Source organism: Rhizobium sp. CIAT894, from assembly GCF_000172795.2.
Lineage (GTDB): Bacteria > Pseudomonadota > Alphaproteobacteria > Rhizobiales > Rhizobiaceae > Rhizobium.
In genome coordinates this window covers 164,151-178,016 of record NZ_CP020948.1, presented here as the reverse complement: position 1 = coordinate 178,016, position 13,866 = coordinate 164,151, and the positions used below count along the sequence as shown (strand labels likewise).

Genomic DNA, 13,866 nt, shown 5'->3' with positions numbered 1-13,866 from the left:
GTCCAAAACCCGCTCACACTTTTCGACATCATGCTCTGGTCGCAATCCCAAGGCAGAAAGACGAAAGAGGTTTCCATGACTTCCGATCAACCGATCCGCTGGGGCATTATCGGCCCCGGCACCATCGCCCGCACCTTTGCGGATGGCGTCGCCCACTCGCGCACCGGCAAGCTGGTGGCGATCGCTACCCGCAATCCTTCCAAGCCTGGCCTTGCCGAAAACTTCCCCGGCGCCCGCATCGTCAACGGCTACGAAGCGCTGCTTTCCGACCCCGAGGTCGATGCGGTCTATATTTCCGTACCCCATACCGGCCATGCCGAATGGGCAATCAAGGCCGCCCGCGCCGGCAAGCATATCCTGGTGGAAAAGCCGATCGCGCTTTCGGCCTATGATGCTGAGGCGGTTTACTACGAAGCCAAGAAGGCCGGCGTCTTTGCCGGCGAGGCCTTCATGTACCGGGTGCATCCGCAGACGGAGAAGCTGGTCGAACTCATCAAGAGCGGCGTCATCGGCACGCTGCGCATCATTCGCTCGAGCTTCGGCTTCAATATGGGCAGCTACAGGCCGGAACACCGGCTGTTCGCCAACGATACCGCCGGCGGCGGCATTCTCGATGTCGGCGGCTATCCGGTCTCGATGGCGCGGCTGATCGCGGGCGCTGCGGAAGGCAAAGCCTTCCTCGAACCGGAAAAGGTTTCGGGCGTCGCCCATCTCGGAGAAAGCGGCGTCGATGAATGGGCGTCGGCAGTGCTCAAATTCCCGAACGAGATCATCGCCGAAGTCTCCTGCTCGATCATGGCACAGCAGGACAATGTGCTGCGCATCATCGGCTCCGAGGGCCGGATCGAAGTCGCCGACTTCTGGTTCGCCTCGGGCCACAAGGGGGGCGTCGGCAAGATCGAGATCTTCAAGGGCGGCAAGCAGGAAACCGTCGAGGTCAAGGAAGATCGCTGGCTCTATTCCTTCGAAGCCGATGCGGCGGGCGATGCCATCCGCGCCGGCAGAACCGAATTCACCTCTCCCGGCATGAGCTGGGCGGATTCGATCGGAAATCTGCGTGTGCTCGACCAGTGGCGCGCCTCGGTCGGCCTCGAATACGGCGTCGAAAAGGCGGCAAAGCGCACGGCCAACATATCAGGCGGCGCGGTCACGCGCGGCAGCAGCATTCCGAAGCGCCAGATACCCGGTATCTCCAAGCCGGCCTCGGTCGTCACGCTCGGCTTCGAATTCTTCCCGAATTTCGCCGCCGCCTCGCTGACGCTCGACGCCTTCTATGAGGCCGGCGGCAATGCCTTCGATACGGCTTTTGTCTATGGAGCCGGCAAAACGGAGGCGATTTTCGGAGACTGGCACACCAGCCGCAAGGTGCCGCGCGAAGAGATCGTGCTGATCGGCAAGGGCGCGCATTCGCCGCTCTGCTATCCTGATATGATCGCCAAGCAGCTCGACCAGTCGCTCGCCCGGCTGAAAACCGACTATGTCGACATCTATTTCATGCATCGCGACAATACCGACGTGCCCGTCGGCGAATTCGTCGACGCCATGGATGCCGAGGTCAAACGCGGCCGCATCCGCGGCATCTTCGGCGGTTCGAACTGGACACGGGCGCGTTTCGACGAAGCGATCGCCTATGCAGAGAAAACCGGCAAGGCGGCGCCGGCAGCACTTTCCAACAATTTCTCGCTTGCCGAGATGCTCGATCCGATCTGGGCCGGCTGCGTCGCCGCCTCCGATGACGACTGGAAGAAATGGCTGAACGAGAAACAGATCCCGAATTTCGCCTGGTCCAGCCAGGGCCGCGGCTTCTTCACCGACCGCGCCGGCCGCGACAAGAAGGATGACGAGGAGATCGTACGGGTCTGGTATTCCGAGCGCAATTTCGGACGCCGCGACCGCGCCATCGAGCTCGCCAACAAGCTCGGCCGCAATCCGATCCATATCGCGCTCGCCTATGTGATCGCTCAGCCTTTCCCGGTCATTCCGCTGATCGGGCCGCGCACCGTCGCCGAACTGGAAGACAGCCTTTCGGCGCTCGACATCAAGCTGACGCCCGATCAGGTGAAATGGCTGGAAGGCTGATGCAATGCAATGGGCGCGGTGCGAGCCGCGCCCTTTGCATTTCTAGGGGCTCTGTGGGCATGTCTGCACTAATACCCGCTGAGGGTTAGCGCGGATTGTCCTGAATCGTTCGAGGGGGCGGTTAATTTTGTTCCAAAGGTAGTCGCCGATAAGCGCGATATAAATTAATGGGACAAAAGCCCGCCGCCGTACCTCCCCTGCGTTCCGGCCGCAAGCGGTGACGATCGCGTCAGGGCCATGCCGAGCCATCGAGACGGGGCGTCTCCCCTTATCAATCCCTGTCAGCTTGCCGGATTGCGCGCCGTGACGATCCACGCCGCGCCGTCGATCATCACCGACCGCTCACCGGGGCAGCCCGCGAAGGCGGCACGAACCGCGGCCGAGGCGCGGGCGCGGATGTCGTCGGGCTGATCAGCGAGAGCGCGCGCCAGCGGGCCGACCTCGAGTGTCATCTCCACCGCGTCGTCGATCGCCGCGTCCCGCGTCCCGCCCTCGCCGAACGGGATGGAGGCATCGAAGGGCGCGATAGCGATATCGGTGAAGCCAGCCGCCGTCAGAATACGCGCCACCCGCCCCTGATCGCCGAACGAGAACGGGCCGGGCGCTTCGGGATCGGGCGGCGCCGTCGGCGGGAGGATGCCCTTCATCGCGCCCATCGGCAAGCGCACCCAATCGTTCTCGGCCATGCCCCGCCAGCAGACGAAAGCGACCCGCCCGCCCGGCTTGAGCGCACGGCGCATATGGGCGAACGCCCCTGTCGGATCGTCAAAGAACATCACTCCGAAGCGCGAGAACAGGATGTCGAACGCGCCCTCGGGCAACTCGGTGCTGCTGGCGTCGGCCACCTGGAACAAGACCGGCGTGTCCTGCGGAGCTAATACGCGCGCTCTGCCGATCAGCGGCTCGGATATGTCTACGCCCAGCACTTGGCCCCCCGCGCCGACGCGGGCGGCCAAAGCCAGGCTAGACGCTCCCGCGCCGCAGCCGACGTCCAGCACGCGCTCACCCGTGGCGGGCGCGGCGGCTTCGATCGCGGCCTGGCCGAACACCACCATCATGGCATCGAGCCGGGCCTGGTAAGCGACCCAGCGCTCCCCGCTTTGGCCATTCCAGTCAGCTACCTGATAAACATTTTCCTCTGCCATGCCATATCCTTGTTCTGATCCATTCTTGACTAGGCTATCCGCCCGCGTGGTCGCTGCCACGGTGCGCGGCGATGAACATGGCGACGGCCGAGCGGCAATAGGATTCGATTTCGTTGTCGTCCTCTGCTCTTGCCTGATCGAAGCGCGCAATAATCAGGAGATCGGATCCTTTGATAAGCGCGCCAAACAAGCGGGCGGACTGAAGAGGATCGGGCACGTTCAGAACCGCCTTCGCGTGCAACTGACGCAACACGGCCTCGATTTGCGCGATGACATGGGCGGGGCCGGCTTCGTAATAGAGCTTGCTCAACGACTTTTGATTCGTCTTGTCGGCCATGACCATGGCTTCGACACTGCGGACGTCCGGGCTCAACAGCGTGCGAAGCAGGGATGATCCCACCGCCATGAGCTGCTCTTCGGCCGAACCGTCGACCCCTTCAAAAAGGGCTTGTGGTGCAAACTGATGGCAGCGGGCGGCGACGGCCGCGCCGAACAGCGCCTCCTTGCTCTCGAAGTGCCGATAGATGCTGAGCTTGGATATCTTCGCGCGCTGGGTGACCTTGTCCAAGGTCGTCGCTTGAAAACCCAATTCCACAAAGAGTTCGTATGCTGCGTCGACTATCGTTTGGCCAAGCGCCTCGTTGACTGGCCGGCCGCGCCGGCCTCGACTATTTTCGGTCACGACTATTAAGATCCTTGACAGTATCGTTATTCACGTTTACGATACCATGCAGTATCTGAAATATGCAAGCCAAAGAACGGATTTTATCCTGTCCCTCAGATCGAGTTTCTCTAAGCCGCTTGGCCATATCGATGCGTATCGGTGGACGAGACGCGCCACGGCTCAGCCAATCACACTCTCTCAACAGCACGGAGCTTATCACCATGGATGACGTCATCATCATCGGCGGCAGCTTTGCCGGCCTCGCCGCTGCCCTGCAACTCGGCCGTGCCCGCCGCAAGGCCACCATTCTCGATACCGGCCTGCCGCGCAATCGTTTCGCCGGCCACTCGCATGGTCTGCTCGGCCACGATCACAAGCCGCCGCTGGACATCCTGGCCGAGGCGCGGCAGCAGTTGGCGCGTTATCCTACTGTCAAGCTGGTCAATGCCCGAGCCGACAGCATCTCCGGCGCCATCGACGACTTCTCCGTCCTCACTGGCGATGGCGAAAGTCTTGGAGCGCGCCGCCTGATCCTGAGCTACGGCGTTGCCGACCAGATGCCTGATGTTCCCGGTTTTGCCGAAAGCTGGGGCACGTCCATCGTGCCCTGCCCCTATTGCGATGGCTTTGAAGTCGCCGACCAGCATTGGGGCCTCGTCTGGTCCGGTCCGCCGTCGCACAATTATGTCAGGCTGTACCAGGATTGGACCGACACGTTGACGGTCTTCGCCGATGGTCACGACATTGCACCCGATATCCGCGCCGATCTGGCGCGCCGCAACATACCTGTCGTTGATGGCCGGATCGCCGAAATCGCGCATCACCGGGGCCATATCACCACCGTTAATCTCGAGGGCGGCCGCAATGCCGGGGTCGATATCCTGTTCGCGCATCCGCGCAACAAGCCGTCCTCAAGCCTGCATGAATCACTGGGCCTCGCCACGGTCAATACGCCCTTCGGCATCGCCCTCAAGGTCGACGAGCGCCGCGAAACCAGCATGCCGGGCATCTACGCTGCCGGCGATCTCGCAAACCCAGCCATGAACTCGGTCACCACGGCAATATCGCAAGGCGCGACGGCAGGTATCTCCGCCCAGCAGTCGATGTTGGTTTGAGAGCACAGATCCCCTTCTCCGCAGGGCTATCGCATATGAGCGATAAGGGAGATAAGGAACTGATCGTCCCATCCCGCCTTTTTGATTTTGCGTCGGATGGATGCCTTATCTGGGTGGGATCGGATGAGGTTGAGGGCGATCTTGCGCAGCAGTGCGATGTTTGCCGGCCCGTGATCCTTTCTGTTTCTGGCGGCATCCTCGCGGAACTGGACGTCGAGCACCCAATGCAGTTTGTTTTCGATCTCCCAATGGGTTCGGGTCACCTCGATGAGGGCGGCGGCCGACATGACCGTGGAGAGCAGGAAGTAGCGGACATGGCTGGTCAGGCGGCCATCGGCATGGCGGCTGGTGGCCTCGACGGAGCCGATGGCTTGCAGGCCGGGAAAGTCAATATCATCGACGGCGACGATGCTGGCGCGGCGGCTGTCGATGCGATCATGGTCGTTCTCGGCGGCGGTCTGGATGCTGTCGAGCGGCTCGATATCGTCAAGGCGGGCAATCGCCTGGGCCAGCAGGCCGGGTTGGTTGCCTTTCAGCGCCAGGGCATAGTCGCCGCCGGTGGCCAGGATGGCGCGGGCCGTGTCGGCGCGGCAATGCAGAGCATCGGCCGTGACGATGGCGCCTTCGAGCGACAGAAGCGCAAGCGCCTTGAGCACGCCTTGCACCTCGTTGCGGCGCGGTGCGGTCTGTTGGCCGATGACCAGGCCGCAACCGGCGGCCCAGACGTTGACGAGGTGCAGCGGCGTCGCCTTGGCACCGCGCTTATAGGCGCCGCGCACCGCTTTGCCGTCGACCGCCACCACGCCTTCGATGCCTTTTGCAAAGGCTTCGGTAAAGCGGCGGAAGGCGGCTTCGAAGGCATCCGGATTGAGGCAGCGGAATACGGTGGAGAACGTGTCATGGCTGGGAATGCCGTAGGGCAGCGGCACGATCGTCTTGAGCCACCTCTTCTTGGAGATGCCGAAGTCGGCCATGTCGGCACAGCTTTCGGCGCCGCAGACGATCGCGGCAATGGCAATGAACAGGATCGACATCAGCGGATGGCGCGTATTGCGCCCCCGAGGGTCGGGCAAAGCTTTAAAACAGGCGGCAAATCGATCCATCCGACCCTCCAAATCAACAGAGAGCCTTTGAATCGATCTGCCTCAATAAAACAACTGCTTACCGCCTATATGCGATTCCCCTGCCCTTCTCCGGGTGCCGCGGGCTATCATATTTTGGAGGTTGCGGGCAGCGGACGGATCGGGCGCTCTACCTCGTTAAGACCTCCGGCCGCAATCGTGTGGTTACGGAGGCAGCTGCCGGGCGGCGCCGCCAGCATGATGCCGAAAAGTGTGAGCGGTTTTCTCATGACATCATGCTCTAACTCTTTAATTTAGAACAGGATTCAGATTTTGGGCCGACCGGGCCTAAAATCATCCTGTTCTAGCCCCGCAACCTTCGTGCACTTGCGTAGCCGCGCTGTCGATTACGTCCGAGGCCAGAGTATGGTTTTCCCAGGGCGCACCGCTCCCATGAGCCCATATCACGCTCACCGGCGACTAAAGCCAGTCCGTGCGAACCGCTTCAATCCAAACAACTTCAATTCCCTTAGCGGGTATTATTGTAGAAATGCCCACGGAGCCCCTTTCTACTTGCGCGTCTCGGGCGCCTTCTTCCTGGCTGCATCGTCCATCAGCTCATACCACATGGCGTTGAGGACAGCGAAGGCGGCCGCCAGCGGCAGGCCGAGAATCCATGCGAAATACCACATTGTTTCATCTCCCTCAGTAAGCGTGACTGTTCTTGTCGGTGATGGATTTCTCGTCGACCTTGCCCCACAAAACCTTGTAGACCCAGGCGGTGTAGGCAAAGATGATCGGCAGGAAAATTGCCGACACCACGAGCATGATGAACAGCGTCATATGGCTAGAGGATGCATCCCAGACCGTCAGGCTTGATCGCGGATCGAGCGAGGAGGGCAGGATGAACGGGAACATCGAGAGACCGACCGTCGAGATGATGCCTAAGATCGCAAGCTTGCTGAAGAGCAGCGTCATCACCTCACGCCTTGCCCGCATGGCGATGAAAGCCAATGCCGCCCCCACAAGGCCGAGGACGGGCGCGACGATCGTCCAAGAATGGGCGCCGTAATTGGCAAGCCAGGCGCCCTTTTCGATCACCACCGTTTTCAGCAGCGGATTGGAAGGTCCGATTGGGCTGATATCGCTGGTGATACGGTAGCCGTCGACCCCGATCCACAGGAAGAGGCCCCCGAGGGCAAACATCACGATGGTAACAAGGGCGGCGATGCTGCCATAGCTCCTCGCCCGCTCAGCAACCGGGCCGCTCGCCTTCAACACCATCCAGGCGGCACCGTGCATCGTCAGCATGGCCAGGGATAGCAGGCCGCAAAGCAACGCATAGGGGTTGAGCAGGGCAAAGAACGAGCCTTCGTAGAAGATCCGCATATCGTCGGCGAAGCGGAACGGTACGCCCTGCAGCACGTTGCCGACGGCAACGCCGAAGATCAGCGCCGGCACGAAGCCGCCGATGAAGAGCGCGCAGTCCCAGCCGTTGCGCCAGCGGGCACTTTCCCGCTTCGACCGGTATTTGAAGCCGACCGGGCGCAGGATGAGCGCGAAAAGGATCGCGAACATCGCGAGATAGAAGCCCGAGAAGGAGACCGCATAGAGCGGCGGCCAGGCGGCGAAAATGGCGCCGCCACCGAGGATCAGCCAGACCTGATTACCTTCCCAGGTGGCGCCGATGGTGTTGATCGCCACGCGCCGTTCCGTATCGGTCCTGGCGACGAAAGGCAGAAGCGTGCCGACGCCGAGATCGAAGCCGCCTGTCGTCGCAAAGGCGATCAGCAGAACACCCAGCAGCAGCCACCAGATGACACGCAGGGTTTCATAGTCGATGAGTTCGTGAAGGATCATGACAGGTCACTCCGCAGCCGGGACGAGGGTTTCGGAAATAAGCACGGCTTCCGGCTCGTCGTCCGGCTCCGGGCCTTGGCCGATCGCCTTGAGCATCAGGCTCATCTCGATGACGATCAGCACCGTGTAGAGCGCGGCAAAACCGATGATCGTCAAAAGCACGGTGCCGGCGCCGAGGCTGGAGACGGCAGCCGCGGTCGGTAGCACGCCTTCGATTACCCAGGGCTGGCGGCCGAATTCGGCAACGACCCATCCAAGCTCGATGGCGACCCAAGGCAGCGGGATCGCCAGTACGGCAATCCGCAGTAGCAGCGGGTATTTGTCGAGATGGCGGCGCGCCGACAGCCAGAAGAAGGTTGATGTCAGCAGGATGAAAAAGATGCCGAGGCCGACCATGATGCGGAAGGACCAGAAGAGCGTCGGCACGTGCGGGATCGTATCGCGCGCGGCCTGGACGATCTGCGCGTCGGTCGCCTGGCGCGGATCGTCGACATAGCGCTTCAGAAGAAGGGCGTAACCGAGATCCTCGAAAGAGCTGCGTACTTCCTGGGCTACCTGATCCTGGGCGGGTGCGGCGCGGATCTGCATCAGCGCGTCGTAAGCCTTGATGCCGTCGCGGATGCGGGTTTCGGCCTGCTGTTCGAGCTTGTCGATACCGGGGATTTCCGTCGTCAGCGACCGTGTGCCGATCAAGCCCATGACCCAAGGGATATGCACGGCGAAATGTGTTTCACGCGCTTCCTGGTCGGGGAAACCGAAGGCGGTGAAGGCGGCCGGAGCAGGCTCGGTCTTCCACATGCCCTCGATCGCGGCGAGCTTCATCTTCTGGTTCTCGGTCGCGAGATAACCGCTCTCATCGCCAAGCACGACCACCGACAGCGCCGAGGCGAGGCCGAAGGAGGCGGCAACCGTCATCGAGCGCTTGGCCAGCTCGATATGCCCGCCCTTGATCACATACCAGGCCGAAACACCAAGCACGAAGATCGAGGCGCAGACATAACCCGCCGAGACCGTGTGGACGAATTTCGCCTGGGCGACGGGATTGAAGACCACGTCGAAGAAGCTTGTGATCTCCATGCGCATCGTCTGCGGATTGAGCGCCGATCCCACCGGGTTCTGCATCCAGCCATTGGCGATGAGGATCCAGAGGGCGGAAAAATTCGAGCCGAGCGCCACAGCCCAGGTGGCGACGAGATGGCCGACCTTCGACAGCTTGTCCCAGCCGAAGAAGAACAGGCCGACGAAGGTCGCCTCGAGGAAGAAGGCCATCAACCCTTCGATCGCCAGCGGCGCGCCGAAGATATCGCCGACATAATAGCTGTAGTAACTCCAGTTCATGCCGAACTGGAATTCCATGACGATGCCGGTGGCGACGCCGATCACGAAATTGATGCCGAACAGCGTGCCCCAGAATTTCGTCATCTGTCGCCAGATCTGGCGACCGGTCATGACATAGACCGTCTCCATGATCGCGAGCAGCACGGACAGGCCGAGCGTCAGCGGTACGAACAGGAAGTGGTAAAGCGCCGTCAGCGCGAATTGAAAGCGCGAAAGTGCGACGATATCTAGTTCCATTGTCTTTCTCCCACGGTCCCACGGGGTACGGAGCCTCCCTCAGCGCCGGCCGGCGCTTGGGGGCATGCGATTTCGCTCAGTCCGGCCGAAGCCGGTCGAGCGCCTTTTCGAACGCCGCCTCTCCGCGGCACGAAACTTCTGTGATACGGCCGCCTTCGATGACGGCGATGCGGTCGGCGATAACAGCCTCGCGGCGGATATGCGTTGAAATGACCAATGAGCGGCCGTCAGCCATTGCCGACAGGCGGCTGAGCACGTCGCGGGCAGTGGCGCCGTCGAGGCCCTCTGTGGGTTCATCGAGCAGCCAGAGCGGCGTGTCGCGCAGGAAGAGCCGGGCGAGCGCCAGCCGGCGCGACTGGCCGCCGGAAAGGCCGAGCCCGCCTTCGCCGAGCGGCGCATCGATCCCGCGCGGCATGGCCTCGACATCGGCAAGCAGGCCGGCGGCCGCGAGCGCTTCGCGAAGCTGGGTCTCGCTCGCATCCGGGTTCGCAAGGGCGAGGTTGCCGCGCAAGCTATCCTCGAAGAGTTCCGTCCGCTGCGTCAGCAGGGTCGCCCCTACCGCGGCGACACTTCCCGCCCTGGCCGACAATTCGTTTGAAAGCAAAGCGAGCAGACTCGACTTGCCGGCGCCGCTGCTGCCGATAACGGCCAAGCGCTCACCCTGCTCAAGCGTGAGATCGATGCCCTGGAGCGCCGAAACGGCGGAATTTTCATGGAAAGCAGTCACAGCAGCCAGCGAAAAGGCATATCCTGGCCGCGGCAACGGCAAAGGCTCGGTTACATCAGCGGCGGCAAGCCGCGGCGCGATGCGCTTTGCAGCCAGCAGCGTCCGCCCGAGTTCCAGCGCGCCGCGGCGCAATGCTGCGAAGGGCTCGACCGCCGCAAAGGCAACGAGCAGGCCGAGGGCTGCGACGGGCGCGGTAATCGTCTTGGTTTCCGCAAGGGCAGCAACGGCAAGCAGCGAGGCCGTCAACAGCAGGGTAGAGACGAGACCGAAGCCGATTGTCAGGCCGGTTTCGACGCGATTCAGCCGGTCGTCGGCAGCGGCTACGTAACTGTCGGCATCTGCAATGATGCTCCTCTGCGCGGCAAGCCGGCTGGCCATCAGAAGATCGGTCTGGCCGGCAACGAGATCGATCACTCGCGAGCGCAGCGCCTCGATGCCATAGGCGCGTCTGCGGGCATGGCTGCGCGCCGCCCGGCCGGCGATCAAGGGCAGGCCGAGACCGGCGCCTCCGAGAAAGAGGCCGAAACACAGGCCAAACAGGGGATGCATGAGCCCCAGCACCACGCTTGCCGCCAATGCTGCTCCGATCGCGACCGCGGCAGGCACGAGAATTCTGAGATAAAGGGAGTCGAGCGCATCGATATCGGCGGTCAACCGGAAGAGCAGCCTTGCCGGACGATGCGAGAGGGCGTGCGCAGCATCCGGTTCGGCAAAGCCGCGAAACAGTCTCTCGCGAAGAGCGGCGAGCACGCCGAGCGTCGCATCATGGGTCGCAAGCCTTTCGCCGTAACGGGCCACTGTCCTGACGATGGCGAGCAGCCGGATGCCGGCCGACGGCGCAAAAACGTCGAAGGTAACGGCGGCAGCGGCCGAAAGCCCGGCAAGCGAGGTGGCGGTGATGAACCAGCCGGAAAGGCCGAGCAGCGCTATGCCCGCCGTCACCGTCGCCGCAGAAAGCGCGGCGCCGAAGAGCAGCGCGCGTCGGCGCTCGGCAAGGAAGAGCCGCAGGATCGGCTCGATATCGGCAATAAAGCCGCTCATTCGGCCGCCTCCCTCATAATGCTGTCAGCGTCGACGCGCAGGCTGCGATGCATGCGGGCGGCAAGCAGCGGGTCATGGGTCGCCACGATCAAGGTGCGGCCCCTGGCAAGCGAAAGCAGGCTCTCGGTCACTTCGGCCGCGGTTGCGGCGTCGAGATGGGCGGTCGGCTCGTCGGCCAGGATGATCTGGAGATCGGGATTGCAAGCCGCACGCGCGATCGCAAGCCGCAGCGCCTCACCGCCGGAAAGCCCGATCCCACTCTCGCCTAGCGACCGGTTGCCATACGCATCGGCAACCCTTCCGAGGCTGGCGGCATCGAGTGCACCGGCCAAATCGCTGCGCGAGATGCCGGGCCTTCCGAGCGCGATATTGCCCGCGATGGTACCGGCAAAGATATGCGGCTTCTGGCCGATCCACGCCATGCCGCCGCGCACAGCAGCGGCAGTATCATCCTCAAGCTCGGTGCCGCCGATGATGATGCGGCCTTCGCTGCAGGGCGCCAGTCCCGCAACGAGCGAAAGAAGCGTCGACTTGCCGGAACCGCTGGCACCGAGCAGCGCCACGTGTTCGCCGGCGGCGATATCGAGATTGAAACCGTCGAGAACAAGCGGTTCGTCGGCGCCGTAACGAAAGGCGAGATTTTCAAGGCGGATGTCCGGAGCCATGCCGCCAGCCGGAGCCATGGGTTCGGCCGATCCCCGGATGGGCAAGCCACCCGTTGCAAGCGCGTCCAGCGCCTTCAGCGCCGCTTCACCGGCCGCCCGGTCGTGCCAGACCGCGGAGAGTTCGCGCAGCGGCTCGAAGAAGGCGGGCGCGAGCAGCAGGATGAACAAGCCCTCGGCCAGGTCGAGCCCGCCCGACCAGGTTCCGAAGCGGATTTCGCCAAGCAGGCTGAAGCCGACATAGACGGCAATCATCGCCACGCCGAGTGCTGCGAAGAGCTCAAGCACGGCCGAGGAGAGGAAGGCGATCTTCAACACGGACATGGTGCGCGAACGCAGCGATTCCGCCTCGCGCCGCAGCCGAAAAGCCGTCGCATCGACCGCGTCGAGCGCGCGGATCGTCGTCAGCCCGCGCAGCCGGTCGAGCAGGAAGCCGTTGAGACCGCCGGTCGCGACAAGCTGTCTTTCGCTGGCCGCTTGGGCGCGCCAGCCGATCAACGCCATGAAGATCGGGATCAGCGGCGCGGCGAACAGGAGCACGAGTGCGGCAATCCAGGAGACGGGAAGGATGCAGGCGAGGATCACCAGCGGCACAAGGCTCGCCTTCATCCGTGCCGGCTGGAAACGCGAGAGATAGGGCACAATCAGTTCGGCCTGTTCGCCGATGACGCTTCCGGCTTTACCGGACGCCGGACGGCCGCGATCGACGGGCGACGACAGGGAAAGAGCAGCGACGGCGGCCTGCCGCTTGTGACTGAGCTCTATGCGGGCGGCGCGAAAGGCGAAGCGGCCGCCAGCCGCGTCGAGACAGCTCCTCGCCAATCCGAGGACGAGGATGCCAAAGGCCGGCCAGAGAACGCCCTGCAATCCCCCGCCATCGGCGATACGGCCGACCGAGATGGCGAGCAATCCGGCCTGCGGGATCCAGATGGCCGTGGCGAGCGCCTGCAGCATCGCGGCTCTTCGCAGCCGGCCTTTCGCCGTGTCACGGCGGGATGAAACAGCATCGCCATCCCGCGGCTGTACCCCCGATTTATCTCTCGCGTCGAAGAAAGCAGTGCCCATGGCGCTAACTCTTGTTCGCAGGATTCGGCCGGCGGCTGCGGCCGAGCGAGACGACCCGGTCCTTGGCCTCCAGAAGCTTGGTTACTTTCGCGCCCAGCGAGAGTAGCGTCGCAAGCCTTTCCGTTTCAAGTTGTTTTACGTCTTCATACCAATGCGTCAGCTGCTCGATCAGCGTATGCATCTCGCTCATGCGCGCCTGCGCATGCCGTTCGGCGTCGCTCGCCGGCCGCTGCATCAGGATCTCACGCAGGACCGACAGCGTCGGATCGACTTCCCGCTTCTTTCGCTCCTCGGCAAGCGTCCGCAAGATGAGCCACACATCATCGGGCGTGGTGAAAAAGTCGCGGCGGTCGTCCGGCTTGTGTTTGAGAAGCACAAGGTTCCACGCCTGCAGTTCGCGCAGGCTCATCGACACGTTGGAGCGCGAAATGGCGAGCGCATCGGCAATCTCCTCGGCGCAGATCGGCGCTGGCGAGACGTAGAGCAAGGCATAGATCTGGCCGACCGTGCGGTTGATTCCCCAGCGGGAGCCCATTTCGCCGAAATGGAGAACGAAGGACTGAACGAGAGGCGGAAGGTTCATAGTCATTTCCGTTGCGTCTGTGATTTCAGTAATTTCTGAAATCACTATAGTCAATTTCGCGACCAGCCGACAATTCGCAAGGCGACCCTGCGTCAATTTGGATGTCCGTTCATTGATCGTGAACTGGATATAACAGGGCGGGGCACGGCCGGATTTGACTTGGATCAATTCAGCAGCACTTCGCAGCCATCACGCAGTAACGCCCGGCAACGCGATGCGCATGCCGGGCGTTCTGGTCTGACTGTGATGATGAGCGGCGTTTATGCACGCCGCCGCTGATCGAGGCGGC

The 13,866-nt window shown here is 62.7% G+C and carries 11 protein-coding genes; 2 read left to right on the top strand and 9 right to left on the bottom strand.

Going from position 1 to position 13,866, the window contains the following annotated elements:
• Positions 1–75 precede the first annotated feature (75 nt).
• Entirely contained in the window at positions 76–2,079 is a 2,004-nt protein-coding gene (locus RHEC894_RS22525; RefSeq protein WP_085739232.1) for an aldo/keto reductase, read from the top strand.
• Positions 2,080–2,360: 281 nt separating this feature from the next.
• Here RHEC894_RS22525 and RHEC894_RS22520 read toward each other — a convergent pair whose 3' ends face one another.
• Positions 2,361–3,224, bottom strand: a complete 864-nt coding sequence (locus RHEC894_RS22520) for a class I SAM-dependent methyltransferase (RefSeq protein WP_085739231.1) — start codon at positions 3,222–3,224, stop codon at positions 2,361–2,363.
• A 34-nt stretch (positions 3,225–3,258) separates the two neighbouring features.
• Entirely contained in the window at positions 3,259–3,906 is a 648-nt protein-coding gene (locus RHEC894_RS22515) for a TetR/AcrR family transcriptional regulator (protein ID WP_085739230.1), read from the bottom strand.
• Between the two features lie 203 nt (positions 3,907–4,109).
• Between RHEC894_RS22515 and RHEC894_RS22510 the strand changes: the two genes are divergently transcribed.
• Entirely contained in the window at positions 4,110–5,003 is an 894-nt protein-coding gene (locus RHEC894_RS22510) for an NAD(P)/FAD-dependent oxidoreductase (RefSeq protein ID WP_085739229.1), read from the top strand.
• Positions 5,004–5,029: 26 nt separating this feature from the next.
• Here the strand turns inward: RHEC894_RS22510 and RHEC894_RS22505 are convergent, their stop codons facing one another.
• The 7 genes from RHEC894_RS22505 to RHEC894_RS22475 all read right to left on the bottom strand — a co-directional run bounded on the left by RHEC894_RS22505 (position 5,030) and on the right by RHEC894_RS22475 (position 13,577).
• Entirely contained in the window at positions 5,030–6,106 is a 1,077-nt protein-coding gene (locus tag RHEC894_RS22505; protein WP_010069694.1) for an ISAs1 family transposase, read from the bottom strand.
• A 527-nt stretch (positions 6,107–6,633) separates the two neighbouring features.
• Positions 6,634–6,756 (bottom strand): cytochrome bd-I oxidase subunit CydX, encoded by a 123-nt coding sequence (gene cydX, locus RHEC894_RS22500; protein ID WP_085739228.1) that lies wholly within the window; start codon positions 6,754–6,756, stop codon positions 6,634–6,636.
• A 13-nt stretch (positions 6,757–6,769) separates the two neighbouring features.
• Complete coding sequence (gene cydB / locus RHEC894_RS22495) at positions 6,770–7,924, bottom strand: cytochrome d ubiquinol oxidase subunit II (RefSeq protein ID WP_085739227.1); 1,155 nt, start codon at positions 7,922–7,924, stop codon at positions 6,770–6,772.
• A gap of 6 nt (positions 7,925–7,930) precedes the next feature.
• Complete coding sequence (locus RHEC894_RS22490) at positions 7,931–9,499, bottom strand: cytochrome ubiquinol oxidase subunit I (RefSeq protein WP_085739226.1); 1,569 nt, start codon at positions 9,497–9,499, stop codon at positions 7,931–7,933.
• 76 nt (positions 9,500–9,575) lie between these two features.
• Positions 9,576–11,267 carry an ATP-binding cassette domain-containing protein gene (locus RHEC894_RS22485; protein ID WP_085739225.1) on the bottom strand — a complete coding sequence of 564 codons (1,692 nt, stop codon included), beginning with the start codon at positions 11,265–11,267 and terminating at the stop codon, positions 9,576–9,578.
• Positions 11,264–12,994 (bottom strand): thiol reductant ABC exporter subunit CydD, encoded by a 1,731-nt coding sequence (gene cydD, locus RHEC894_RS22480; protein WP_085739224.1) that lies wholly within the window; start codon positions 12,992–12,994, stop codon positions 11,264–11,266. The genes RHEC894_RS22485 and cydD overlap by 4 nt, the downstream gene beginning before the upstream one ends.
• Positions 12,995–12,998: 4 nt before the next feature.
• Positions 12,999–13,577, bottom strand: a complete 579-nt coding sequence (locus RHEC894_RS22475; protein ID WP_085739223.1) for a GbsR/MarR family transcriptional regulator — start codon at positions 13,575–13,577, stop codon at positions 12,999–13,001.
• Between the last annotated feature and the right edge of the window lie 289 nt (positions 13,578–13,866).